This window comes from Streptosporangium sp. NPDC050148 (assembly GCF_055586505.1).
Window position 1 is genome coordinate 42,383 of sequence record NZ_JBVJIA010000027.1, and the last position, 25,223, is coordinate 67,605.

The window sequence follows — 25,223 nt, forward strand, 5'->3', positions numbered from 1 at the left end:
GCCCCGTTCACCGGGCCGGCTACGGCTGCGCGGGCCGGAAGTAGTGGCCCTCCTCCAGGTCCTCGATCAGGCCGGGCCGGGTCGGGTGCCATCCCAGCAGTTCGCGGGTCGATTCGCTGGAGGCGGGGTTGTCGACGGCGAGGACCGACGCCGGCCAGCCGAAGTGCCCGGTGGCGTCGTCGGCGGAGACGGAGCGGGTCGGCAGGTCGAGACGACGGCCGATGAGCTCGGCGATCGAGCGGATCGGCACGCCCTGGTCGGCGACCGCGTGCAGGACCGATCCGGCCGGTGCGCCCTCCAGGGCGAGCCGGAAAAGGTGCGCGGCGTCGATCCGGTGCACGGTCGGCCAGCGTTGGGAACCGTCGCCGATATAGCCGGAGACGCCCTTGTCGCGGGCGATGCCGACCAGGGCCGCCACGAACCCATGGTCTCCCTCCCCGTGCACGGTCGGCGGGAGCCGCACGACACAGGAGCGGATGTTCCGGTCGGCGAGGCCGAGGGTCAGGCGTGCGGTGCCCCTGCGGGTCTCCGGGCCGTCGGCCACGTGTGCGGGCGGCGGGTCGAACGTGCGCCCGTCCTCTTCGGTGCTCACACGGCCCGGGGTGAGCCCGAGCAGCCCGGAGGCGAGCACGAACGGCCGGGTGGAGCCGGCGAGCGACTCCCCCAATGTCTCGACGGCGCGGCGGTCGACGTCGGCGGCACTCTGGAAGTCTCCCCGAAAGGCGATGTCGTGGTCGAACGCGAGGTGGACCACGCCGTCCGACGCGGCGGCGGCGTCGCGCAGGATGCCGAGGTCGTCGAGCGTGCCGCGGACCACCTCGGCCCCGGCCCTGGCGAGGGCGGCGGCCGAGGTGCCGGAGCGGGCAAGCCCGACGACCTGGTGACCCGCGTCGATGAGTTCGGGAGTGAGGACGGAGCCGATCCATCCCGATGCCCCGGTGACGAGAACGCGCATGAGTGAGCCTCCGGTCGAGGGGTGATCGTCCCCGTACCGACGGTACGGGGACGATCAAGTGATGTCAGTAACTGTCATCGCACGGTAGCACCCGATGTCAGCCACTGTCATCAGGTACGATGCCGGACATGGGGCGATGGGAGCCGAACGCACGCGGCCGACTCGAACAGGCGGCGCTGGAGCTCTACCTCGAGCGCGGCTTCGAACGGACCTCGGTGGCGGACATCGCCGAACGGGCGGGGCTGACGGAACGGACGTTCTTCCGCCACTACACCGACAAGCGCGAAGTGCTGTTCGCGGGTTCGAGCGCGCTGCGGGAGCTTCTCGAGGACGCGGCCGTACGGGCTCCCGAGCCCACCCCTCTGATAGAGGTGGTGGAGGCGGCCTTCCGGGCCGCCGCGGTCCCGATGCAGGAACGCCAGGAGCAGGTCCGCCGACGCCAGGCCGTCATCGCCGCCACCCCCGAGCTGCAGGAACGCGAGCTGATCAAACTCGCCTCCCTGTCGGACGCACTCGCCGAAGCGTTGCGGCGGCGGGGGGTGGACGACGTCTCCGCGAGCCTCGTCGCGGAGACGGGCATCGCCGTCTTCAAGGTCGCTTTCCGGCGCTGGACCGAGCAGGCCGAGCAGACCGAGCAGACCGGGAAGACCGGGAAGAAGGACCTGTCCCACTTCATCGGAGAGTCGTTCGCAGGCCTCAAGGCGGTGACCGGCAAAAGGACGGGATCCGGCAGCCGCACCGCCGAGTGCGGTGGTCCGGTTCGACGCCGGTGATGACGGCGGTCTGCCGCAGGGAGTTCGGCGCGCCGCGGGGTCCTTGCCCGAAGCCGGCGGCTTGATCGCGGGCACCGCCTGGACGGGCGCGGCCGACCGGGGATGCCCCGGACGGACGGGCCGACCGCCACCCGCAGGCTGCGCGAGCCAGGGACGTCGGCGCGGATCATCGTCCTGACCATGTCCTGACCATGTCCTGACCATGTTCGACACCGGCGAGATGGCCCTCGCGGCACTGCGCGAGGGCGCAGCCGCTAGCTCGGCAGGGGGAATTCGGGGCGGCGGCCGATTCGTTCGCGGACGACGGTGGAGCCGAAGCGCCGGTCGATGAGGCGTGCCGCCTCGGCCCACTGCTTCATGGTCTTGACCGGGCCCAAGGCGTTCGTGACGAAGGGGTCGCTCCATCGCGCCTTCGCGCGCTTCCACAGCACGTCGGGGGGATCGGCGAGGATGTTTCCCACCGTTCCCTCGTAGATGGGCATCGCCCGTACCTCTCCGTCCGGCTCGATCTGCAGGACATTGAAGACGATGCCGCGGGCGATCAGTTCGGGGTGCATCTGCAGGATACGGTTGTCGGTCGTGCCCACCATCACCGAGGCAGGTGCGAGGGCTCGCAGCCGCCGGGCGTGGTCCGGGTCGTTCAGCCGGTCGATCTGTTCCTCGGTGAGCAGCTCGTGCTCGTCGAATCGTGGGCGGCTTGCCAATCCCCCCGGTACGGCCGCCCCGAAGGCGATGAACCGAAGATGGCCGAACCGGGACGCGACGGCCTCGCAGAACAGCTCCATGTGCTGGAAGTTGCTCTGCAGCAGGATGCAGTCGATGCCGAAGTCGAGGGGCGGTCGCCCGCCGGACCTCCGCTCCGCGCTGACCTCGTCGAGAATCGTCAGCGCCCGCATCGCGCGGGAGAACGAGCCTCGCCTGCCGCGAATGCGGTCGTGCACCTCGGGGGTCGCACCGTCCACGCTGACCACGACCTTGTCGCAGACGTCGGCCAGCTTCCGGGCGGTGTCGTGATCCATCAGCCAGCCGCTGGTGTAGACGGCGACTTTCAGGCCGGCGCCGGCCATGCGTTCGATGACCTGGATCAGGTTCGGGATCAGCAGCGGCTCACCTCCGGCGATCGCGACCCCTTGCGGCCGCATGGCGGCGATGGCCTCGGCGACGCGCAGCATGCCGCCCTCGCTCAGTCGTCGTGCGGGCCGCCTGCCCGACTCCGAATAGCAGTGAACGCACCGGAGCGGGCATGCGTAGGTGATGTCCCAGATCACCTCGTCCGGCCCCTCGTGACGTGTCATTTCGTGTCTCCTTCGAACTGCGGTCGTTGTGATCGCCGGGTGTGCGTGCTACCGAGGCGCCCTGCCCCCGCGGGTTTTCCGATGACCGGCCGGGCCGGCGTGGAGCGGGAGTTCCTCACCGGTTCGCCGTGGGTGCCGATCCTCGTGCGGTGCCGTCGAACAGCGGGATGCGTCCGGCCCGGCGCGCCGGGCCGCTCCGGTGGGCGACGACGAGGGTGGTGCCGGGGCGGCGGGCGAAGGCCGACAAGGATCGTCCTCATGCCGGGTCATGCCGGGTCATGCCGGGTCATGCCGGGGCTGCCCGCGTGGCGAGCGCGAGGTCGTCCCTCACGGGGCCGAGCAGGAAGTCCACGACCTCGTCGAGCAGCGCCCTGCCGCCCCGGCCGCTCAACGGGTAGTGCCCCCCGCCCGCTACCTCCCGGTAGACGAACCTGCGGTCCGCCGCCAGCCTCCTGGCCAGGGCGCGCGAGTGCTCCACGGGGACGACGTCGTCCTGCTCGCCGTGGACGACCATCAGGGGCGCCTGGATCCGGGGGCACAGGCGGAGCAGGTCTCGTGGGCCGAGGTCGTCGTCGAGGTCGGTACGACCGCCCAGCCGCTCGAGGAGCGACCGCACCGCGGGCGAGCCGTCGGCGTACAGCCGGGGGCCGGACAGGAAGGGGCCGACCGCCACGCACCTCGACCACATCGGTGGGTCCGCGGCGGCTGCCAGCAGGGCCAGGAACGCGCCGTACGACGCGCCGAACAGCATGGGCGCCGACTGCCGCGGGTGGTGGCGCGCCGTGTCGACGACGGCGAGGAGGTGGCGGATGTCGGCCAGATCGGGGCCGCCCCACCGATCCACGATGGCGGCTCGATGCGCGGCCCCGTAACCGGTGCTCCCGCGCTGGTTGGGCGCGATCACACTGATTCCCGCCTGGGCGAAACGCTGGAGGGTGGGGTCGAAGCTCAGGTCCCAGGCGGCTTCGGGGCCGCCGTGCAACGCGACGAGCACATGTTCGGTCCGCCGCCAGTCCGGACCGTAGACGACGGCCTCCATCGGCGCGGCGGGCCCGTCGAAGCGCTCGAGCCGGGCATCGCACCAGGGCGGGGTGTCCGGCGTGTCGTGTCCCTCCACCCACTCCGCGCCGGTGCCGGACGGGTCGACGGCGAGCACTCCGCAAGGATGCGCGGGGGCGGAGTGGCCGAAGCGCAGCGCGCCCTCGGTCCAGGCGCTCGCGAACCCGATCACCCCTGGCGGAATCGGCTGCTCGCGCACCTTGCCGGTGCGCCGCTCGTGGATCAGCAGGCCGGAACGCGCCCCGTCGGTGACCTTCAGCGCGAGCCGGTCCCCGGCCGGGTCGACGGCCAACGGCAGCACGACCCCCTCGATGTCGTTCAGCTCGCCCGGCAGGTGAGCATGCGCGTCACCGGGGGTGAGCCAGCCCAGCTTCACGCCGTCCGGGGTGTCGACCGCGACCAGCACCTCCCCCGTCGCGGGGGACGACAGCAGGACCGCGCCTGCGTCGTGGGCGAACGGTGTCACGGCGTCGTTCGTCAGATCCAGTACGACGGCTCGGCGTTCGCCGTCCACGATGTGATTGGCCGCGAGCCGACGGCCGTCGGGCGTGAGACGGCACTCCTTCGTGATCATCCCCGGTAGGCCCGCGACCGGTTCGAGGCCCTCGTCGGTGAGCCGCTGGACGACCGTGCGGCCGTCCGTGCAGGACACCAGCATGGCCGGCACGGCGGGATCGGGGCTCGCAAAGGCGCGCAACCCCTCGGCTCGCACGGTGGCCACCCGATGCTCGACATGGCCGCCGGAACCGGACGGGGTCATGACGGTCACCTCATGGGTGCCGGATCCAGGCCGTAGCAGGACGATCCTTCCGTCCTCCGCCGGAATCACCTGCGCCGGTACCACGACGGCGGCCGCCGTGCCGATCCGCCGGACGTCCGCGTGCCCCCGCTCGAACGACCACGCCTCGATGGCGGTCCGGCCGTCCCCGTCGACGACCAGGCAGGCGGCGTGTTCCCCCCGCGCGGAAAATCGGAGGCCGACTCGACGAACCGGGTCGCCCGGCACCACATTCACCACGATCCCCTCCATCCGGTTTTCGTCAACGGACGAACCCGCCGGGCAAACGCCGTCCCATTCCATCCAGGCGGCCCGGTGAGATGCCGGCCCCTCCCGGGCAGAGCCTCGGGAGAGGCCGGCACGTGTCATTCATCTGAGACCCGTCGGACGATCGAACGGGAATCAGGGAAACGACGGTCTCGACTAGATCGTCGAACCCTGGTATTCGCAGGTAATGATGAGACACGTCGCGAAGCACGGGTAAAGTCCCACGACCGCGGGGTCTTCGGCGGGCAGCGTGTCCAGCGCCATGATGTCGATCTCCACAAGAATCACCTCCCTCCATGCTGAGGCTCTCTCCGTGCCGCGGAAGCGCGCACGGTGGTCCAAGGGAAAACCGGTGTTCACGCCCCCGGGGCGAAAGCCTCGGGCAGCCATGGCCGCGGGCCACCGTGCCGCAGCCGGATGAGGAAGGCCAGGATCCCGGACAGGCCATTACCGAAGTACGCGAAGCTGTCGGTGCCGGACGCATCGGGAATCAGCTGGCGACCGTCTCGGTGAAAACGCCGCAGACAGGCGGCCCGGACGAGCTCCCACGCCCATCGGCGACAGCGCGGGCTTCCGGTGGCGTCGGCCATGTCGATCAAGAACTCACCGCCGCCGGCCAGGCCACAGCACTGGCCGAGCATCGTGGACCATCGGGACCGGCGGATCGCGGTGGCGGCCTGATCGAGCAGCGGGCAGAGGCGTTCGTCACCGGTCTGGCGCCACATCTGGAGCAGGAAGGCTCCCACCCCGCTTGATCCGCTGCACCAACGCGTGTGCAGGGTTTCGTCGCCGGGCCCGGCACCCCAGTAGGCGGCGCCGTCCTTCAGCCGCGCGGCCGACACGAGCGTGTCGGCCGCCTCCCCCGCCAGGTCGACGTAGGAACCGTCGCCGAGTGCCCGTCCGGCGGCGAGCAGGAAGGCTCCGACCCCCGCCACCCCATGGGCGAAGCCGTAGTGGACGACACCGGCCAGGGAAGAGTTGAAATCCTGCGGGACCGGCCACAGGATCTGGCCGTCTCGACGTTCGGCCGCCGCCAGCAGAGCGTCGGCCGCCGTCCGCGTCCGGGCGAGGAACTCCTCGTTCCCGGTCCTCTCCCAGAATCGCAGCTGGGTGAGACCGGCCCCCGCGGTGCCGTGACAGACGTCGGGGTTGGGCCAGGAAAGGGGCACGCGCAGCGCGAGATCGGCCGCGACGTCGACCAGCCCCCGGTCGTCGAGCAGCCGGCCCGCTTCCAGCAGCGCCCATGCCGTGCCCGACCGGCCGAACTGCAGACCGGGCAGCAGGCGGGGCTCGCACGGCACGGCACGGCGGATCCAGTTCGCCGCGACGGCGACGGCCTCTCCCAGCGCCGCGCTCGGCCGGACCTCGTAGGCACGGGTGAGCACCCCCAGCACCCCGGCGGCACCGTGCTGCACGTTGAGCGGATCGGTCGACCGGTCCATGGGCGTGGCCGGCCACAGTCGTGCCTCGTTCTCCGGCTCCATGGTCGCGATCAGATGATCGATCCCGTCGGCGATCAGCCCATCGACGGCCGCGTCACCGATCTGCTCGGGTCCGGCAGAGACACCACGCGAAACGGCAGGGGCTTCCTTCAGGAGGTCGCGTACGGCCGCCAGGCCGGGACGCCGCCCGGGATCCTCGTCCATGAGCCCGAGGATGACGGCCGCCAGGCGACGCACGACCGGATTGCCGACCGACATGTGCGCCAGCCAGGCCCGCAGGCGCTCGTGCGTCGTACGCGCCTGCGGCCGCTCGGGCGCGAGCAACGGATCGACCCCGCTGGCCAGGTAGAACAGCGTCGCACCCAGGCCGTACAGGTCGACCCTCTGGTCGGGGGCGGGGCCCCGACCAGACACCGCCAACTGCTCGGGAGCGCCGTAGCCGGGAGTGAACGCCCGCACCGTGGTCTCACCGGGGCGGGCGGCGAGCTCCACGTCGATCAGGCGCAGGTCGCCTTCGGGCGTGACCATCACATTGTCGGGAGTGAAGTCCTGAAAGACCAGCCCGCGCCCGTGCACCGCCTCCAGCAGGTCGATCAGCCGCGAGGCCAGCCGGACCGTCTCGCCGGCCGGAGGCCCCCAGGCGGCGTCGTCGGCGAACCGCAGCCGCGTCCACACCGACTCCCGCAGGGTGACACCGGCGACCGCCTCCTGCACCAGGAACAGGTCCCCCTGCTGGTCGAACAGCCCGACCAGGCGAGGCGTCACCGTCGACGTGCCCAGCCTCTCCAGCAAGGACGCCTCATGCCTGAGCGCGTCACGGGCGTCCCTCCCGGTCAGGTCGCCGTTCACATGGGCTCTGGCCTGCTTGACGATCACCTGCTCGCCGGTCACCTGATCCGTGGCCCGGTAGACACCCCCCCTGAAGGCGTGCCTGACCGCGACACTGACCGCGTACCGTCCGTCCAGCAGGACCGCCGCGGGTGCGGCGGCCTGGCCGGTGGCGCCGGCCGGCGCGGACCGGAAGGGATCGCGTGGCGCCCAGGCCGGCGGGGTGAACCATGCCTTGCGCTGGTCGAGAACCGGCTCGCCCCCGGGGTCGACCAGCATCGCCTCGTACGACCCGTCGTTGCCGAGCATCGGCAGCCCGTGGAACACGCCGAACCGGTAGTGCACCAGGCTGCCCTCACGGTAACGCCGATCCGACAGGATTCCCGGACCCGGCAGCCCCGCCGTCGACTCGTGCAGCTCCTCGGCCAGCAGGCGCAGCCGCTCCTCGTCGCCCTGCGGGTACGCCGTGATGAACTTGCCGCCGCCACCTCGGTCGTAGCGCGCCGACGTCAGCTGCCGCACGACGCCGAGGGTGTGCGCGAACTTGAATTCGCATCCGTGCCGGACCAGCACGTCGGCGGCCCGGGCCAGTACGTGAGGAGCGGACAGGACCGTCGCCGACAGGTGCAGCTTCCATCCCTGCACGGCCCGCCGTCTCGGCTGCCGACCGGGACGCACACTGCACCAGAAATCGCCCGGCTCCACCCGCCAGTCGACGGCCTCGTGGCGGCCGACAATGGCACGTACGCAATCCTCCAAAAGCGTGTCTTCGACTGCCATGCTCTGTGCACGTGGTGTGGTCATGCTTTTTCTTCCGTCGGTGACGAGACAACGATCCGACCGATTCGATCTCTCCTGCCACGGCTCGCTCTCGTCGGCGTCCCGCCGGCGGCCAGGGGCGCCGACGAGCTGAGCGACAGCGTGAACGCGCATGACGGCTCCCTTCGAGGCTGGTCGTGATCAGGCCGCGCAGGCCGGAAAAGAAAGCCGCGGTGGCGTGACGAACTACTGGAGCACCAGTTGTAATCGGCCATTCACGGCCGGGTCTGCGGCATTTTGCACACTGAGCACTTTCCACCCCGCGCAGCCAGTGATTTCCACGGCCTCCAGGATGAGGATCGCCCGCACGATCGCGGCTCTGGTCGAAACACCGACGAAGCCGACGGGACGGGCGGCGGCCAGGTCGTGAACGACACCGGGCAGCACCGGTGAGGCCCGAACCGGCCGGCGGGGACGGCGAGAACCTCGACGTTCAGGCCTCGCGATCGTCCTCGCGTCCCGCCGGGTGGATCACGACCTCGGTGAGGGGTCCGGCCCGTCCGCGTCATGAAGGCGGGGCGAGGCCGCCCGGTCCCGCCCCGCGGACCGTCCGGCATCCTCCAGGAAGGCGCGGACCTCCTCGGCCTCCGGAACGCCGAGCTCCCCGTAGAGGCCGAGGGCCAGCCGCCCGTGCTCACACGCCCGCTCCGCACGGCCGAGCGCGAGGTGGGCGCGCGCCAGCCCGGCATGGGCACGGGCCCGCTCCGGCCGGTTGCGCGCCAGGTCGGCGAGCGCGAGCGCGGCCTCGTGCTCCTCGGCCGCCCGGACCGGATCGCCCGCCGCCTCGGCCAGCCCGTTCAGCGCCACCGCCTCGTCGGTGACGTTACCGAGCCTGCGGTAGAGGGCCGCGGCCTGCTCGTGACGGGCACGCGCCTGAGCGAGCTCCCCCTGGTGCCGCAGGACGACACCGAGATGGTCGAGGGTCACCGCCTCCCCCGCCGGGTTGCCGACCTTACGATGGAGCGCCAGGGCCAGATCGAGATGACGCCGGGCCTCCTCCGGACGGCCGTCCCGGTCCAGGACGAGGGCGAGGATGCCGAGCACCTGCGCCTCACCCCACGTGTCGGCGCCGATCCGGGTCAGATCGAGTGCCTGCCCGAGGTACCGCCTCGCCTGCGCGTCCCGCCGCCGACGCAGAGCCACATTGCCCAGCGTGAGCAGTGCCCGGGCCCGCTCCGAGGCCTCCTCGCAAACGTCGAGGGCCTGGTGGGCGTGTTCCTCCGCCCGCTCGTACTCACCGACCCGCCAGTAGGTCCACGCCAGGTCGGCGAGGGCACGCCCCTGGACCTCGCGATCACCGAGCATACGGCTGCGCTGGAGCACCAGGGAGTGGAGCGTGAGCGCGTCGTCGTGGTGCGCCTGCCGGTCGAGGAAGGGGCGCATCGCCAGGGCCAGGAGGCCCAGGCAGATCTCGGGCCCGTGAACCGCGGTCGCGATGATGTTGGAACGCTCGGCGTCGAGCCAGGCGCTCGCCTCCGCGGCGTCACGGACGGGCGCGATCGGGGCGACCGGCCGGGGAATGCCCTCCCGCTGGCCGACACTGTCGGGAAAGAGCCGGTCCATCGCCGCCCGGGAGCGGTGCAGGTAGTAGGCGAGCAGCCGCATGACGGCGCCGTCGTCCTCGGCGATCGAACGGGCGTGCTCACGCAGCAGGTCGTGAAAGGTGTACCGCCCCGGTTCGAGCTGCAGGAGCATGTGGGCGTCGAGGAGCCCCTCGAGGAGCTCCTCCGCCTCCTCCTCACAGACGCCCGCCAGCGCGGCGGCACCACCGGTGTCGATGTCGCGGCCGGGCACCAGCCCGAGCAGGCGGAACATGCGCCGCTCGGCCTCGCACAGATGCTCGTAGGACAGCGCGAAGGCCGCCGACACCCCGTCCAGGAGCCGGCGATGGTCCCGCAACCGGCCCGCCAGATAGGCCACGCTCCAGCGCGGCCGGTGCTGGAGGCGGGCGGCCGAGATCCGGATGGCGAGCGGAAGGTGCCCGCACAGCCGCAGCACCTCGCGTACGGCGTCGGGCTCGCGACGTGCCCGTTCACCCACGATCCGCTCGAACAGCCCGGCGGCGTCCTCCTCACCCGGCGGGTCCACCGAGAGCGCGTACGCGCCGTCCAGGGCGACGAGCCGCCGCCTGCTGGTGATCAGCATCAGGGTGTCGGAGTGTCCCGGCAGCAGAGGACGTACGTGCCCGGCGTCGAGGGCGTTGTCGAGCACGACCAGCACACGGCGACCGGCCAGCTCGGCGCGCCAGAGGGCGCCCCGCTCGACCGGTGGGACCGGAATGCGGTCGGCGGGCACCCCCAGCTGGCGCAGCAGGGCCTCCAGCGCGGCGGCGGCGTCGATCGGCTCGCGCCCCGCGGTGTGGGCCCGCAGGTCGATGAAGAGCCGGCCGTCCGGGTAGCGGGAGGCCAGCCGGTGAGCCGCGTGGACGGCGAGCGTGGTCTTACCCACCCCCGCCATGCCGTCGATCGCGACGACCGTCGCCCCGCGGCCCTCGCCCATGAGCCGTTCCAGCTCGGCGGCCCGTCCGGAGAAATCGGGAATGTCGTACGGCAGGAAGGTAGAACGGCGCGGTGGATCCGGAACCACCGGTGCCGCGCCGACCGGACGCAACGCCGGATCGTCCACCAGGACCGCCCGTTCCAGCTCGATGAAGGCCCGCCCGGGGTCGAGACCCTGCTCGTCCGCGAGAACCGCACGGTAGGAACGCGCCGCCGCCAGGGCGTCGGCCTGCCGCCCCGCCCGGTGCAGGGCCAGGACGAGGTGACCGTTGAGCCTCTCACGAAGCGGGGCGGCCGCCACCTGGGCGGCGAGCCGGTCGAGCAGCTCCTCGTGCCGCCCCGCGGCGAGCTCCGCCTCCACCAGGCGCTCGTACGCCGACAGCCGCCGGTCCTTCCACAGCTCCCGGGCGCCACCGACGTAATACGCCTGCACGTCCTCCAGCGCCTCACCGCTCCACAGATCCAGGGCCGCCCGCAGCTCACCGGCGGCCACCAGCTCGGTGAACTCCCGCGCGTCCAGCTGCCCGGCCCCGGGCCGCGCGACGTAACCGCCCGCACGGGTCTCGAGAAGCTCCGCGGCCCCCGCGGCGCGCAGCACCTTGCGGATCGCGGTGATCGAGGCATGGATCTGCGACCGGGCCGTCTCGGGCCGGTCATGGCCCCACATCGCCTCGATCAGCCGCTCGATGCCGACCACCCGGCCCGCGTTCAGCAGAAGATAGGCCAGAACGGCCCGGTGACGGGGGGCGATGCCGGTCAGGGGCGCGCCGTCGACGATCACCTGGACCGGACCGAGAAGGGTGAGGCGCAGCATCGTTCCCCCATCACCGTCACATCGCGGGCGCATAGCGAATGTATCAATCCGGGCGGCCAATCTGATCTCACACGAACCGAGACGAAGGAAACACCATGGAAGCCCGGATGAAGAACCCCGCCACGATCATCCCCGCCGCGATACAGCCGATCCAGGCGCTGATCGGGGCCGCCCGGTCGCAAGGACTCCCCGAGGAGCTCATGGAGATGATCCACCTGCGGGTCAGCCAGATCAACGGGTGCGCCTTCTGCGTCGACGCCGGCCTGAAGAGCCTGCGCAAGCTCGGCGAGAGCGAGGAGCGCATCGGCCTGGTCGTCGCCTGGCGCGAGGCCCCGTACTACACCGACACCGAGCGAGCCGCGCTGGAGCTCGCCGAGGCCGCGACCCGGCTGGCCGACCGCGCCGACGCCGTCCCCGACGAGGTCTGGAACAACGCCGCCGACCACTTCGACGAGCGGCAGCTCGCCTCGATCCTGCTGATGACCGCCGTCACCAACCTCTTCAACCGCCTGAACGCCCCCATCCGGCAGATCGCCGGCACCTGGTGATCGTCGAACCCCACGCATAGGAGACACCGACATGTCCGCCGTCCGCTCACACCGCTACTCCGTCACCGACGCCGACCTGGAGGAGTTCCTGGCCCGCCGGAGCTCGCTGATCGCGACCGTACGGGAGGGGCACCCCGGCCTCACCCGCGCCGTGCTGATCCGGCTCGAGGACGGCACCTACACCGACACCTGGCACTGGGAGACCGCCGGGCAGATGGATGCCGCGTTCGACGCCCTGCCCACCTTCCCGGAGGCGCCGCTGACCATGGCCCTCACCAGAGACGGCACCGCCCTGAACGGCCGGGTCGTCGACGAGCGCTGAGATCCGGAGCCCCCGGGCCGGCCGGGGACGCGAGATCGCCGAGGACGCCGATCACCGAGATCTGCACGGTCCGGCGCCGTCGAGGGCTCCGGACGCCCCCCTCCGGGAGCGGGCGTCCGGAGCCCCGGAAACCCGGAGGGAGTGCGCCGAAAGCCCCCGCCACCGCCAAGGCCGGCCGACGCGCTGCTCACGGCGATCCAGGCGGAGTGCGCGACCGTACGATCGGCACCCTTGACCTCAAGCTAACTCAAGGTCCTACCGTCCATGCCATGAACACAACGAACACCGCCGACCGGACGAACCAGACCGACATCGAAGCCATCAAGAAGGTGGTGGCCGTTGTCGAGCACTCCCAGAACAACGAACTCCCCGATGAGTTCGTCGCCCTGTTCCGGACTGACGCGATCTGGACGACCGGCGGCGGCAAGCGCCTCTTCGGCCGCGACGCGATCTCGACGTTCACCCACCGGGTGCTTCCCGGCGCCATGCAGGGCACGACGGTCACCTTCGAAGTGGAACACATACTGTTCATCCGCCCCGACGTCGCCGCCGTGAAGGTGCACCAGGTCTACCGGAACCCCGACGGGACACAGGAGGTGGGCACCCCCCTGTTCGTCATGGCGAAAGAGGACGGGCAGTGGCGCCTGACCGCCTGCCAGAACACCAGCGTGCTCGGCGACGACTGACCACACTCCACGACGACACGCCTCCGACGACCCCGGTTCACCACCGCTCGGCCTCTCGAAACTCAGGACGCCCCGTCGCTCAGAATCGGCGACGGTCACCAGGCCGAGGCAGAGGACCGGTGGAATGGAGGTACATCCGAAGCCGGACGCGGGAGCCTGCGTCGACCTGGTCGATGGTGAACTCATCGCACAGATACCCCATCAGCCACAGTCCGAGCCCACGGGTCGTACCTGGCCCCGGGCACTCACCAGAAGCGTGCTCGGCCCGCAGGCGTCCCGCGGCGTCGATGATGTCAACGGTCAGCACCTGGGCGTCGTACTGGATGATCACGGTACCCGTCGCGTCACCGTGTTCGAGCACGTTGATGACGGCCTCGTTGGCCGCCAGTACCAGGTCGACACGCCGTGTCCCGACCAGCCCGGCCCGGTCGGTGTGGTGGTGCAGGTGTCGGCGTAAACCGCTCAGGTCATTGCTGATGGGCCAGCGGTAACACTGCTGGGTGTGCACGCCTCGTTCCTCCCGATGAACGCCGTCTGTGACCTCACCGGAAGGCTGACCGACGCGCCTGTCAGAACCAGGTCATTGTGACGATGGACGACACAAGAATAGCCACCCGGCCTCGCCGCCGCCTGCCCGCATGAACCCTGGGTGGAGCACCTCGACCGGCTGCAGCCGCGCTTCGGCGAAGGACCGAAGATCGCGGACGGTCACAGCCACCCGTCCGGACGGCCCGGCCTCGGAGTGACCCTCGGCGACCGGATCTCCGCCCGTACCGTCGGCCGGGCTGTGATCCGGGAAGCATCGAGACGGCCTGCGCGAGCCCTGTTCTTTGTTGTCGGGTCTTCAGTCCCCTCATGTTTTTGATCTTGAAAAATTCGATCGCCTTTACAATGTAGATTCATACGGCAGGAGGGCGGCGGCGGATCGTGACCGTCCATCGCGTCGCCGCGTCGCCGTTGCGGCCCGTCGCGATGCGCGATCCGGTTCGGACCGTCGTATCTGCCGGCGTCCTTCCTCGCACACGTCGCCAAGGTCGATGTCGGCCAGGATGCACGACCGGACACAGTCGGAGTCGACCGATCCGCACCGAAAGTATCGTAATCTTGGCGAAAACTATAGGTGAGCAATGATGTGAATTACGACGCCATTCCATGATCACACCGGGCAGAGTCGCCGCCCTCTGCCCGGCGAACGTCGACCCCTTCGACACGAAACTTTCATTCCGCGTACCGAAAGCGGTCACGAGCCTTCCCTGGTCGGCACGCACGGGGGCGCACCCCGCGGGCCCGGCGTCCGGGGCCGCGGAGCACGTCACTTGACACCCACGGTCAGGTCATATTTGCTCCCTTGCATCACACCCCATGCAGCGGCAAGCGGCACATCAATCAGCGCTGTTTGATGTTAACGCTCACACATTTCTGTTTCGCAGTTCCGGGAATTCGATGCCACTGATGGAGAGGAAGGCAGAACATGTCTTTGTCGTCGGTCCGGTCCTCACGACCAGAGGGAATCGCAAATGCTGAAGCATAGGTCCGTCCTCGGGGTCGTGGCGCTCGCGGCGGCCTTCGTCCTGCTGACAGGACACGCGGCGATGAGCAGCAGAAGCGGCACGGGAACCTCGGCGTCCACCACCGTCGCGCTCGCGGGAACCGCAGGATGTGGGAAGAACCCGACGCTGAGCAGCGGGACACACACCATTCAGTCCAGCGGAAAGAATCGCAGCTTCATCCTGCGAATTCCCGCGAACTACAACAACAACACCCCCTATCGCCTGATCTTCGGCATCCACTGGCTGAACGGCACCATGAACGACGTCGACTCCGGCGGAAGCAGCGGGGCCTCATGGTCCTACTACGGACAGCGGCGGCTGGCGAACAACACCGCGATCTTCATCGCGCCGCAGGGCCTCAACAACGGCTGGGCCAACTCCAACGGCGAGGACGTCGTCCTCTTCGACGACATCATGCGGCGGGTGGAGGCGGATCTCTGCGTCGATCCCTCGCTACGTTTCGCCATGGGGTTCAGCTACGGCGGCGGCATGAGCTTCTCCCTCGCGTGCAGCCGCGCCACGGTCTTCCGTGCGGTCGCGGTGTTCGCCGGCGCGCAGCTCAGCGGATGCAGCGGCGGCACCCAGCCCATCGCCTACATGGGGCTGCACGGCATCACCGACAGCGTCCTCAACATCTCGCAGGGACGGACGCTGCGGGACAGGTTCGTCCGCAACAACGGCTGTACCGCACAGAACCCGCCCGAACCGGCCTCGGGCAGCCGGACGCACATCGTCACCGCCTACTCGGGGTGCCGCGCCGGGTACCCCGTCGTCTGGGCCGCGTACGACAACGGCCACACGCCCGCCCCGGTGGACGGGACCTACACCGAGAACGGCGCCCAGACCTGGACCAAGGGAGAGGTGTGGAAGTTCATCTCCCAGTTCCAGAGCACCTCCACGCCCACCCCGACGCCCACCCCGACCGTCACCCCGACCGTCACGCCGACCCCCACGACCAGCTTCCGCCTGCGCAACGAGGGCGCCGGGCGCTGTGTCGACTCCCCCAACGGCGCCGGCGCCAACGGCACCCAGTTGCAGATCTACGACTGCCACACCAACGCCAACCAGCTCTTCACCCACGACTCCGGCAGGCTCCGGCTACTCGGCAAATGCCTGGACTCCCCCACGAACGCCGGCTCCGGCACCCGCGTGCAACTGTGGGACTGCCACACCAACGGCAACCAGCAGTGGACCTTCAACTCCAACGGCACCGTGACCAGCGGCGCGAACGACCTCTGCCTCAACGTCACCGGCACCGGCAACACCTCCACGGTGACCGTCGCCACGTGCAACGGCCAGGCCACCCAGAGATGGACCAGGGCATGACCACCTGCTAGCCGACGGTGGGTCAGATCCAGGTGACTTCGCCTGGACCTGACCCACCGACGCCGCGCCGGCCACTTCGCGTCCTTCGTCGCCATCGCCGATGCCCCTGCCTGCCACCACCGGCTCACCGGACGAGTCACGCTCTCAGTGGACCGCGCCGGCCGTGCTGGCACGAACGACGAGCCGCGGGGTGAGGCTCATCGAGTTCAGGTGCGCGTGCTCACCGTTGATGAGCTGGGTGAGGAGGCCCATGGCCGCGCGCCCGGATTCCTCGAACGGCTGCCACACGGTCGTGAGCCCGAGCGCGGCGGCGAGCTCGCTGCCGTCGTAGCCGGCGAGCGCCATCGGCCGCGCGGCGATCGTCGAGAGAGGGCCGTGCAGGGCGGCTGCGAGCCGGTCGTGGTTGGCGACGACCGCCGTGATCGTCTCGTCCCCCATCGCCGAGCTCAGTTCCGGCCACGGGGCGGTGGGGTCGTTCACGGGAACGTCCACGCAGGTGAGATGGTCGGCGAGACCCTGCGCCCGGAGCATCCCGGCGGAGAGGTAGTCGGTGGAGCGCTGAGTCTCGTGCACGAACGCGACCTTGCGGTGTCCCCGGCCGGCGAGGTGCTCGCCGATCAGGGCTCCGCCTCGACGGTCGTCGATGAGGACGCTCGGGACGCCGGGGTGATGCCGCGCACCGTCCGGCACGTCGACGAGCACGACCGGCGGCCCCGGCAGTGATTCCGTCCTCGTCGCCTGCCCGGACAGCGGGGCGCCCATCACGATGATGCCGTCGATGTTCGCTTTCACCGGGAGGGCGTCGAGCACCGGCGCGTCCTCCGCCGCGGTCGACGGGAGGTCGTGGACGATGACCTCGATTCCGGCCGTCACGCTCGCGGCGAGGATGCCCGTGAGCCGCGTGTAGTACGAGGGGTAGGCCGAGAACGGGGCCGCGACCGCGACCCTTCTGCCGGCCGACGCGGGGGTGGCCCCCCGGTACCCGAGTCGGACCGCGGTGTCGATGACCACGCGCCGGGTGGCCTCGTTCACCCGCTGCGGATGGTTGATCGCCAGCGACACGGTCGAGATGCTCACACCCGCCTCTTTCGCGACATCGTAGATCGTGGCCCGCTTGGGCATACCCGTCCTTCACCTTCTCGCTGTCGTGCACGTCCGCGATAAAAAACTTGTATCGAAGTTCTTCGATTGTACATAGTGAGATTCGGAAAGGTTATTGATCATGTGGAAGCGCTCCAGTGTGGACCCGTTCGTCGTCGCCGTCGATCGCCGGCTCGGTGCCGGCGCCGGACGCATGCCCACCGATCCCGTCGCCCGTCGCGAGCACGTGAAGACGATGGACGCGGCCGCCGCGGACCTGCTCGGACTCGTTCCCGCCCCGGTCGCGACGGAGGACCACATCGTCGACGTGGCGGATCACCCGCGGGTGCGGCTGCGGGTGTTCTGGCCCGGCGAGCGACGCAGCGAACCCGTACGGGCCGCAGGCGTGCCCATCCTGGTGTACTTCTTCGGCGGGTCGTTCACGATGGGTGGTCTGGACTGGCGTGGGTGGGACGCGATGTTCCGGGCGCGCGCGGCCGACGCGGGGATCATCGTGGTCGCCGGTGAGTACTCGCTGGCCCCGGAGGTGCGGTATCCGGTCCAGCCCGAACAGTGCTGGAGCGTGTTCGAGTGGGCCGTCGGGCACGCCGCCGAACTGGGAGGGGACGCCTCCCGCATCGCCGTCGGAGGAGCCTCCGCGGGCGGCAATCTCGCCGCGGCCGTCACGCTGATGAACCGGGATCGCGGCGATCGTCCCGTCCGCATGCAGATCCTGGAGGCGCCCGTCCTGGATCTGACGTTCGGGCACCTCGACCCGCGGGCGACCTCCCCGGTGCTGCCGCGTCTCGTTCTCCGGCGCTCGGCGGAACCGATCGTGCGTGACTATCTCGGCCCCCGGCGGGCGATAAGGCGCGAGGCGTACGCGTCACCGCTGCTCGCGAGCACCCACGCGGGGCTTCCTCCCGCGCTGATCTTCACCGCGGAGAAGGACGTGCTGCGCGGCGACGGAGAGGCGTACGCGAGGGCGCTCGCGGCCGCGGGCGTGCCCACGACCTGCGTGCGGTACGTCGGGCAGACCCACGGCTCGGGCGGCTACCGGCACCACACCGCGGCGGCCGACCACCTGCACCGCGACATCATCGCCGGCCTCCGCACCCTGCACGAGCCCGCCACCGACTACCCCGCACCCGCCCGCCCCGCCGGGGACCACCGATGAACGCCGCCCGGGCACGCCTGTCGCCGGCCGTTCACGCCTGGGCGGCACGGATCGCGTTCCTCTCCGCGGAGCTCCCCGACCTGACCGGCACCGACCTCCCCCTGCGCCGGGCGGCCGAACGATCTCTCTCCGACGCCCTCGCACGTGAGTTCACCGCGGAAGCGCCCACGCGCGTGCACATCGCGACGGAGACCGTCGGCACCCCGATCGGCCCGCGACGGGTGCGCCGATACCGGCCGGACGCAACGGACGGGACGATGCCGACCCAGCTGTTCCTGCACGGGGGCGGGTTCGTCTCCGGATCGATCGACGAGCTCGTCAACGACCGGCTCCTCGCCGCGCGCGCCGCCGACGCCGGCATCCAGGTGATCTCCCTCGACTACCGGCTGGCGCCGGAACATCCCTACCCCGCCGCGGTCGAGGACGCGATCGCGGTGCTCGACGCATTGCGTGCGCACCCGGGCCGGTACGGGGTGGACGCGTCGCGGATCGGGATCGGTGGCGCGTCGGCCGGCGGTGGCATCGCCGCCAGCACCGTCCTGCATCTGCGCGAGCGCGGTGATCACGCGCTCGTCCACCAGGCCCTCGAGGTGCCGGCGCTCGCCCTGACCCCGTTCGGCGCGTCCGCCGTCGAGTACGCGCGCGGGTTCGGCCTCGACGGGTACGAACGACTCGCCGCGCTGTACCTGGGACCGGACGGGACGACCACACCGTTCGCGGCGCCGCTGGACGCCGCGGACCTGACCGGGCTCCCTCCCACGCTGATCCAGGTCGCCGAGCACGACCCGCTCCGCGACGCCGCTCTCGCGTACGGCGCCCGCCTGACCGCCGCCGGCGTGCCGACGATCACCGAGATCGGCCGCGGGCACGTGCACGGCTCCCCGGGCCTGACCGCGACCTTCGAACCCGCCCGCACCTGGCAGCACCGCGTCGCGGCGGCACTGCGCGACGTCTACCACGCCCCTGGAGCCCCTGGAGCCCCTGCAGCCCCGGGCGCCGCGGCCCGCCCGGCCTGACACCTCCACCTGATCCGACAGCACGACCTCCCCCGGAGACGATGATGTTTTCTTCCACCCCCCTCACACCCGCCACCGCGCCCGGCGACGATCGCAACCCGGCATCCGCCGCGACGGAGGAGATCCCCGGAGGCGAACAGCCGCGCGGGTTCCTGCCGTCGTACGTGCTGGCGTGGTTCGGCATCACCCTCGCGTTGGGAACGATCAGCGGCGCGTCCATCCCGAAAGCGCTGGCGTTTCTCGACGACGCGTCGAAGACGACGAACCTGTCGATCATCGCCGGGGTGGGCGGAGTGGTGATCATCGTCATCACCCCGCTGTTCGGAAGGCTCTCGGACCGGACGGTGTCCCGGTTCGGGATGCGCCGGCCGTGGCTGATCGGCGGTGCGGGCCTCGGCCTGGTGGGCGTCTCGATCCTCGCCACCACGCAGGGGCTCGGGTGGACAGTCGCCGGATGGGCGATCGTGCAGACCGGGTTCGGTGCGACGAACATGGCCGTCCACGCGCTCCTGGCCGAACAGATCCCCGCCCGCATCCGCGCCCGCATCGCCGCCGCCACCGGAGTGGCCACCGGGCTGGGGCTCATCGTGGGCGCCCAGGTGATGGCGATGCTGCCCAACGACGCACGGTGGGCGTGGTTCGTGATCCCCGGCGTCGCGGGTGCCGTGCTCAGCACCGCGCTGGTGTTCCGCTTCCACGACATCGTCCGTCACACCCCCGCGCCCCGGTTCCGTCTCGCGGACATCGTGTCGACGTACTGGCTGAACCCGCTGCGCTACCGCGACTTCTTCTGGGCGTTCACCTGCCGGTTCCTGGTCACCATGTCGATCACCGCCATCTCGACCTACCTGCTGTTCATCATCCTGGACCGCCTCGACATCCCTCTCGCGGAAGCGTCCGGTGTCCAGGCGCTCGCGCTGCTGACCTTCACGGCCGGCAACATCGTCACCGCCGTGGTGTTCGGGTGGATCTCCGATCGCACCGGCCGCCGCAAGACGATCGTCCTGACCGCCGGCCTGCTCAGCGCCGTCGGCCTCCTGATCGCCATGATCGCCCCCGACGTCGGCGTCTTCCTCGCCGGGATCGGAATCGTCGGCGCCGCGCAGGGAGCGTACGTGTCGGTCGACGTCGCGCTCATGACCGAGGTCCTGCCCACCTTCGACGAGGCGGGCAAGGACCTCGGCATCGTCGCCCTGTCCTACCAGGTCCCGCAACTCCTCGTCCCGATCCTCGCCGTGCCGCTGCTGACCGCGGGAGGCGGCGGCTACGACGTGTTCTTCGTCGCCGCGATCGTCTTCGCCGTCCTCGGCGGACTCGCCGTCCTCCCCATCCGCACCGTCCGCTGACCCCCGGACCGGAAGGAACCACGATGCCCACCGAACGCCGGTCGCACACGGCATCACCCCGTGGCTGACGCTGTACCACTGGGACCTTCCGCAGGCGGTCCAGGACACCCGCGGGTGGCCGCACCGCGACACCGCCCACCGGTTCACCGAGTACGCCCTGGCCGTGCACGACGCGCTCGGAGACCGGGTGCCCATCTGGACCACGCTGAACGAACCGCAGTGCTCCGCGTTCGTCGGGCACATCGCCGGACAGCACGCCCCCGGGCACACCTCCGTCACGGAGGGCCTCCTCGCCGCCCATCACCTCCTCCTCGCCCACGGCCAGGCGATCCGGGAGCTGCGCGCCCGCGACGGCGGCCTCACCCTCGGGATCACCCTCAACCTCGCCCCCGTCGACCCCGGCGACGACCGGGACCGGGACGCGGCACGCCGCCTCGACGGGCAGTTCAACCGCTGGTTCCTCGACCCCCTCTTCCGCGGCGCCTACCCCGCCGACATCCTGCGGGACCTCGCCTCGGCCGTGCCCGACGCGGCGAACGCCCTCACCGCCGCGATCCACGCCGGCGACCTGCGCACCGTCGCCACCCCCGTCGACGCGCTGGACGTCAACTACTACCAGGGCGCCCACGTCAGCGCGACACCCGCGGCGACACCACCGCCCAGCGGCGACGCCCCCACCACCCGCGGCGGCCGGTCCTGCTGGCCTCTGCCCGGCGACCTGTACGGACACGACCGGCGCTTCGGACTCGTCCACGTCGACCACACCACCCAGCGACGCACCCTCAAGGACAGCGCGCACGCCTACCGGCAGATCATCCGCACCCGCTCGATCCCCGCACACCCCGAGAAACCCGCATGACCCGGCACCCCACCGTATCGGCCGCAGGGGTCGGAGGCCCGCGGCCTCACCGTCGCCCCTCCCGCAGACCTCCCGTGCCGGCGTGGGGTGCGGGTGAGGGGCCGGCGGCCCAGGAGGCGAGCAGGCGGAGCCCTTCCTCGGAGGGAGATCCGGGTTCGGCGGTGCCTGGGCCAGGTGCAGCAGGTGAGCACGTTCGGCGTCGTCCAGCCGGAGAGCGCGGCAGGGCCTCCAGGACGGACGGCGAGACGCCCGCGAGGTTACCGCGTTCGAGTTTGGCGTAGTACTCCACGCTCACGTCGGCCAGTGCCACGACCTCGCTGCGGCGCAGCCCGGGCACCCGGCGACGTGATCCTGAGGGGAGCCCGGCCCGCTCGGGGTCGATCTTCGCGCGCCGCGAGGTCAGGAACTCGCGGACCTGTTCACGGTTGTCCACACCCCGACGGTACGTCCCTTCCGCGACCGCAGGGGTGTAGTGCCGGTACACCCCTTGACGGTGTCCGGCTCCGCGTGCCGGCGGACGGTTGCCTGGAAGGCGTGGTGCTTCTCCTGCCGCAGGTAAAGACAGTCGCGGCAGAGGCCCCGCACCCGGCCCGGGGTGGTGCATCACCTGACGCTCCGGGCACATACCCGCCACAGAGCGCCGCCCGTACCCGTCCATCGAGGCGGCGCGCCATGGAAGCAGAGGAAGCTCACTCATGCGCGGAACAGTGATCCACGCCGCCGGAGACATCCGTCTCGAGACCCTGGAGGACCCGAGGATCCTGCACCCCACCGATGCGATCATCCGCACGGCGGTGACCTGCGTCTGCGGCTCGGACCTATGGCCCTACCGCGGTGTCGAACCGACCGAGGCGCCGCATCCGATGGGTCATGAGTACGTCGGTTTCGTGGAGGAGGTCGGATCCGGGGTGACCTCGGTGAAGCCGGGCCAGTTCGTCGTCGGGTCGTTCGCCACCTCGGACAACACCTGCGCGAACTGCCGCAACGGCTTCCAGTCGAACTGCGTGAACCGGGAGTTCATGAGCACCTGCCAGGCCGACCACGTCCGCATCCCCAACGCCCAGGGCACTCTGGTCGCCACCGACGGCGTACCGGACGCGAAGCTGTGGCCGGGGCTGCTGGCCGTCTCGGACGTGATGGGCACCGCGTGGTGGGCGGCCGACGCCGCCGAGGTCAGGCCCGGCTCCACCGCGGTGGTCGTCGGCGACGGCGCGGTCGGCCTGTGCGCGGTGATCGCCGCCAAGGAACTGGGCGCGGAGCGGATCATCGCCATGTCCCGGCACGAACCCCGCCAGGCCCTGGCCCGCGCGTTCGGCGCGACCGACATCGTCACCGAGCGCGGCCAGGAGGGAGTGGCACGGATCAAGGAACTGACCGGCGGGATCGGCGCCGACAGCGTGCTGGAGTGCGTCGGCACCGCCCAGTCCATGCAGCAGGCTCTGCACTCGGCACGGCCGGGCGGCAACGTCGGCTTCGTCGGCGTCCCCCACGACGTCGCCGTCGACGGCCAGGAGCTCTTCTTCTCCCACGTCGGCCTGCGCGGCGGCCCGGCTCCCGTGCGCCGCTATCTGCCCGATCTCATCGGCCGCGTCCTGACCGGCCGGATCGACCCGGGCAAGGTCTTCGACCTCACCCTTCCCCTCGACCAGGTCGCCGAGGGCTACGCCGCGATGGACGAGCGCCGCGCCGTCAAGACCCTCCTGCGTCCCTAGTCCGGTCGAGGTCATCCGGCCCGGCGACCGCGTCCTGTTCGAGGCGGAGGAGGAGCACTGGCACGGCGCCGCCCCGAACCGGCTGATGACCCACCTGGCCATCAACGAAGGCGACGCCGGCCACGACGTCGTGCACTGGCTGACCCCCGTCACCGACGCCGAGTACGCCGCAGCCCCGCCCACCACCTGACCCCCGCCCCTGACCGGCCCTCCAGGATCCCCGGGTCCGCTCCGTCCGCCGGCCGGCGGGTCCACGTCCTCATGGCAGGTGCGGATTCGACATCGTCCGAGCTTGAGGGTCTGCCTGTTCGTGAATGTCGACCAGGTGGTCGCCGACGGGGACGTGCGCCGTCCCGGTCTCCGGGGGGCCGTGCCGGCGGGTCACCGCGCGCAGGCGGGCCAGGAGTTCCTCGATGTCGAACGGCTTGGTGACGTGGTCGTCGGCGCCGGCGTCCAGGGCCTCGATCTTGTCGGAGCTGCCCGCCCGCCGCGCGCACGCCACCTGGGTGACGGGTTCGGCACCGTCCACGACGCGTCCGCCATCCCGATCCTGTGGACCGATCGCTCTCGGCCGCCGTCGCGGCGCCGCCCCGGGCCAGAGCCGTCGCGAGACAACGATCGAGGGTCGCATGGCCCGTCTTCACGGGCTTCGTGCGCCTTTCACGGCGCTTGCCAGCACAGGTACGGTTTTTTCGGGTTTCCGGATACGGGAGAATGCCCGATGTGATCGTAGACAAGGCCATCTACTGCGGCGGCGTGCGCGAGACCATCAACGGTGACATCAGCGATGCGGTCACCACCGCCCGGGAGCGGGGGGAGTGCTTTTTGTGGATCGGCCTGCACGAGCCCACCCGGCAGGAGTTCGATCTGATCACCAGCGAGGTGAAGCTGCATCCGCTGGCCGTGGAGGACGCCATCCACGCCCACCAGCGAGCCAAGCTCGAACGCTATGACGACACCTTGTTCATCGTGCTCAAGCCGCTGGTGTACCTGGAGGAGACCTCCGACATCGAGGTCGGCGAGATCAACCTGTTCCTGGGCCGCGACTTCGTCATCAGCGTCCGTCACGGCCGCGCCAACCCCCTCAACGGGGTGCGCGACCGCATCGAGTCCGACCCCGAGCTGCTGGCCGCCGGCCCGGCCGGGGTGCTGTACGCGATCTGCGACGAGGTCGTCGACACCTACTCGCGCGTCTCCCACGAGGTCGAAGCCGACCTCATCGCGCTGGAACACCGCGTCTTCAGCGGCGAGCAGGCCGACGTCACCGCCGACATCTACTCCCTCAAACGCGAGGTGCTGGAGTTCCGCACCGCCCAGGACCCGCTGATCCCGGTCCTGGAAGAGATCGTCAAAGGCCGGGTGGAGCCGTGCACGGTCAACCGGGAGCAGTTCCGCGACGTCCTCGACCACCTGCTGCGCGTCGACGCCCAGGTCGACGAGCACAACGAGCTGCTCACCAGCGCCCTGAGCGCGCACCTGGCCCTGATGGGCCGTGAGCAGAACCTGGTGGCGATGCAGCAGAACGCCGACATGCGCAAGATCTCCTCATGGGCGGCCCTCATCGCCGTCCCCACCATGATCGCCGGCATCTACGGCATGAACTTCGACTACATGCCCGAACTGCACTGGCTGCTGGGCTACCCGCTCAGTCTGAGCGTCATGGTCGTCGCCGTCCTCATCGTCCACCGGCTGCTGCGCAGGAGCGGATGGCTGTGAAACCCCCCGGCCCCCGCCCCCGCAAGCTCTCCGTCGGCCATCTCCTGCTCGCCGCGATCATCGCCTGGATCGTCCTGCTGACCGTCATCATCCTGCTCGACCCGGCCGCCTCGGCCCCCGTCCACTGACCTCCGCCGACGACCGCGGACCCCCCGGACCTCCGGCCGGCCACCCGGCAAGGACGGTCACGGCCTGCGGTGACGCGACAAGGCGCCCGGCTCGAAGTCGGTGGGTTCCGCCGGAGCCCCCGGAGAGGGGGCGCCGAACCGAAACGAAGATCGGCTCTCCGGCGTCGGCGTGTGGCCCGGGCACGAAGGACGCCTGTTCCCCCGCCCGATCCGCGAGACCGGCCCCATG

Annotated in this window: 24 protein-coding genes; 12 read left to right on the top strand and 12 right to left on the bottom strand. The window is 70.7% G+C overall.

Annotation, left to right across the window (positions count from 1 at the left end):
• Positions 1-19: 19 nt before the first annotated feature.
• Positions 20-955, bottom strand: a complete 936-nt coding sequence (locus tag ACZ6RT_RS27225; RefSeq protein ID WP_470156963.1) for an SDR family oxidoreductase — start codon at positions 953-955, stop codon at positions 20-22.
• 128 nt (positions 956-1,083) lie between these two features.
• On the opposite strand from ACZ6RT_RS27225, the gene ACZ6RT_RS27230 reads away from it, so the two are divergent.
• Positions 1,084-1,728 carry a TetR family transcriptional regulator gene (locus ACZ6RT_RS27230; protein ID WP_470156964.1) on the top strand — a complete coding sequence of 215 codons (645 nt, stop codon included), beginning with the start codon at positions 1,084-1,086 and terminating at the stop codon, positions 1,726-1,728.
• Positions 1,729-1,982: 254 nt separating this feature from the next.
• Here ACZ6RT_RS27230 and ACZ6RT_RS27235 read toward each other — a convergent pair whose 3' ends face one another.
• The 7 genes from ACZ6RT_RS27235 to ACZ6RT_RS27265 form a co-directional block, all read right to left on the bottom strand.
• Entirely contained in the window at positions 1,983-3,023 is a 1,041-nt protein-coding gene (locus ACZ6RT_RS27235) for a radical SAM protein (protein ID WP_470156965.1), read from the bottom strand.
• A 115-nt stretch (positions 3,024-3,138) separates the two neighbouring features.
• Positions 3,139-3,270 carry a hypothetical protein gene (locus ACZ6RT_RS27240; protein WP_470156966.1) on the bottom strand — a complete coding sequence of 44 codons (132 nt, stop codon included), beginning with the start codon at positions 3,268-3,270 and terminating at the stop codon, positions 3,139-3,141.
• 39 nt (positions 3,271-3,309) lie between these two features.
• Positions 3,310-5,100: an alpha/beta hydrolase family protein gene (locus tag ACZ6RT_RS27245; protein ID WP_470156967.1), complete on the bottom strand. Its 1,791-nt coding sequence runs from the start codon at positions 5,098-5,100 to the stop codon at positions 3,310-3,312.
• Positions 5,101-5,283: 183 nt separating this feature from the next.
• Positions 5,284-5,406 (bottom strand): ALQxL family class IV lanthipeptide, encoded by a 123-nt coding sequence (locus ACZ6RT_RS27250; RefSeq protein ID WP_399191481.1) that lies wholly within the window; start codon positions 5,404-5,406, stop codon positions 5,284-5,286.
• Positions 5,407-5,483: 77 nt separating this feature from the next.
• The gene (gene lanL, locus ACZ6RT_RS27255) at positions 5,484-8,330 is read right to left on the bottom strand and encodes a class IV lanthionine synthetase LanL (protein WP_470156968.1); all 2,847 of its coding nucleotides are present in this window, start codon (positions 8,328-8,330) and stop codon (positions 5,484-5,486) included.
• A 72-nt stretch (positions 8,331-8,402) separates the two neighbouring features.
• Positions 8,403-8,603 carry a hypothetical protein gene (locus ACZ6RT_RS27260; protein WP_470156969.1) on the bottom strand — a complete coding sequence of 67 codons (201 nt, stop codon included), beginning with the start codon at positions 8,601-8,603 and terminating at the stop codon, positions 8,403-8,405.
• Between the two features lie 84 nt (positions 8,604-8,687).
• Positions 8,688-11,528 carry an AfsR/SARP family transcriptional regulator gene (locus ACZ6RT_RS27265; RefSeq protein ID WP_470156970.1) on the bottom strand — a complete coding sequence of 947 codons (2,841 nt, stop codon included), beginning with the start codon at positions 11,526-11,528 and terminating at the stop codon, positions 8,688-8,690.
• Positions 11,529-11,623: 95 nt separating this feature from the next.
• Between ACZ6RT_RS27265 and ACZ6RT_RS27270 the strand changes: the two genes are divergently transcribed.
• The 3 genes from ACZ6RT_RS27270 to ACZ6RT_RS27280 all read left to right on the top strand — a co-directional run bounded on the left by ACZ6RT_RS27270 (position 11,624) and on the right by ACZ6RT_RS27280 (position 13,084).
• Positions 11,624-12,076: a carboxymuconolactone decarboxylase family protein gene (locus ACZ6RT_RS27270; protein WP_399191489.1), complete on the top strand. Its 453-nt coding sequence runs from the start codon at positions 11,624-11,626 to the stop codon at positions 12,074-12,076.
• Positions 12,077-12,107: 31 nt separating this feature from the next.
• The gene (locus ACZ6RT_RS27275) at positions 12,108-12,398 is read left to right on the top strand and encodes a hypothetical protein (protein WP_470156971.1); all 291 of its coding nucleotides are present in this window, start codon (positions 12,108-12,110) and stop codon (positions 12,396-12,398) included.
• A gap of 269 nt (positions 12,399-12,667) precedes the next feature.
• A complete protein-coding gene (locus ACZ6RT_RS27280; RefSeq protein WP_470156972.1) occupies positions 12,668-13,084 on the top strand; it encodes an SgcJ/EcaC family oxidoreductase in 417 nt (138 codons plus the stop codon).
• Between the two features lie 79 nt (positions 13,085-13,163).
• On the opposite strand, the gene ACZ6RT_RS27285 is transcribed toward ACZ6RT_RS27280, so the two are convergent.
• Positions 13,164-13,592, bottom strand: coding sequence for an ATP-binding protein (locus tag ACZ6RT_RS27285; RefSeq protein WP_470156973.1), 429 nt, complete (start codon positions 13,590-13,592; stop codon positions 13,164-13,166).
• A gap of 1,009 nt (positions 13,593-14,601) precedes the next feature.
• On the opposite strand from ACZ6RT_RS27285, the gene ACZ6RT_RS27290 reads away from it, so the two are divergent.
• The gene (locus ACZ6RT_RS27290) at positions 14,602-15,960 is read left to right on the top strand and encodes a ricin-type beta-trefoil lectin domain protein (protein WP_470156974.1); all 1,359 of its coding nucleotides are present in this window, start codon (positions 14,602-14,604) and stop codon (positions 15,958-15,960) included.
• Positions 15,961-16,104: 144 nt separating this feature from the next.
• On the opposite strand, the gene ACZ6RT_RS27295 is transcribed toward ACZ6RT_RS27290, so the two are convergent.
• Complete coding sequence (locus tag ACZ6RT_RS27295) at positions 16,105-17,082, bottom strand: LacI family DNA-binding transcriptional regulator (RefSeq protein ID WP_470156975.1); 978 nt, start codon at positions 17,080-17,082, stop codon at positions 16,105-16,107.
• 100 nt (positions 17,083-17,182) lie between these two features.
• Between ACZ6RT_RS27295 and ACZ6RT_RS27300 the strand changes: the two genes are divergently transcribed.
• From ACZ6RT_RS27300 to ACZ6RT_RS27315, 4 genes are read left to right on the top strand one after another with little or no spacing between them, the layout of a single operon-like run.
• Positions 17,183-18,217 (top strand): alpha/beta hydrolase, encoded by a 1,035-nt coding sequence (locus tag ACZ6RT_RS27300; protein WP_470156976.1) that lies wholly within the window; start codon positions 17,183-17,185, stop codon positions 18,215-18,217.
• Entirely contained in the window at positions 18,214-19,233 is a 1,020-nt protein-coding gene (locus ACZ6RT_RS27305; RefSeq protein WP_470156977.1) for an alpha/beta hydrolase, read from the top strand. Before ACZ6RT_RS27300 ends, ACZ6RT_RS27305 begins: the two co-directional genes overlap by 4 nt.
• 41 nt (positions 19,234-19,274) lie before the next feature.
• On the top strand, positions 19,275-20,579 hold the full coding sequence (locus ACZ6RT_RS27310; RefSeq protein ID WP_470156978.1) for an MFS transporter: 1,305 nt from the start codon (positions 19,275-19,277) through the stop codon (positions 20,577-20,579).
• Positions 20,580-20,631: 52 nt separating this feature from the next.
• Positions 20,632-21,438, top strand: coding sequence for a family 1 glycosylhydrolase (locus ACZ6RT_RS27315; protein ID WP_470157016.1), 807 nt, complete (start codon positions 20,632-20,634; stop codon positions 21,436-21,438).
• Between the two features lie 46 nt (positions 21,439-21,484).
• On the opposite strand, the gene ACZ6RT_RS27320 is transcribed toward ACZ6RT_RS27315, so the two are convergent.
• A complete protein-coding gene (locus ACZ6RT_RS27320; RefSeq protein WP_470156979.1) occupies positions 21,485-21,871 on the bottom strand; it encodes a hypothetical protein in 387 nt (128 codons plus the stop codon).
• Between the two features lie 262 nt (positions 21,872-22,133).
• Between ACZ6RT_RS27320 and ACZ6RT_RS27325 the strand changes: the two genes are divergently transcribed.
• Entirely contained in the window at positions 22,134-23,150 is a 1,017-nt protein-coding gene (locus tag ACZ6RT_RS27325; RefSeq protein WP_470156980.1) for a zinc-dependent alcohol dehydrogenase family protein, read from the top strand.
• Positions 23,151-23,409: 259 nt separating this feature from the next.
• On the opposite strand, the gene ACZ6RT_RS27330 is transcribed toward ACZ6RT_RS27325, so the two are convergent.
• A complete protein-coding gene (locus ACZ6RT_RS27330; RefSeq protein ID WP_399191508.1) occupies positions 23,410-23,679 on the bottom strand; it encodes a response regulator transcription factor in 270 nt (89 codons plus the stop codon).
• 185 nt (positions 23,680-23,864) lie between these two features.
• Here ACZ6RT_RS27330 and ACZ6RT_RS27335 point away from each other — a divergent pair, with 185 nt between their 5' ends.
• Positions 23,865-24,866: a magnesium and cobalt transport protein CorA gene (locus ACZ6RT_RS27335; protein ID WP_470156981.1), complete on the top strand. Its 1,002-nt coding sequence runs from the start codon at positions 23,865-23,867 to the stop codon at positions 24,864-24,866.
• Positions 24,857-24,994 (top strand): hypothetical protein, encoded by a 138-nt coding sequence (locus ACZ6RT_RS27340; protein ID WP_399191512.1) that lies wholly within the window; start codon positions 24,857-24,859, stop codon positions 24,992-24,994. The genes ACZ6RT_RS27335 and ACZ6RT_RS27340 overlap by 10 nt, the downstream gene beginning before the upstream one ends.
• Positions 24,995-25,223: the final 229 nt, after the last annotated feature.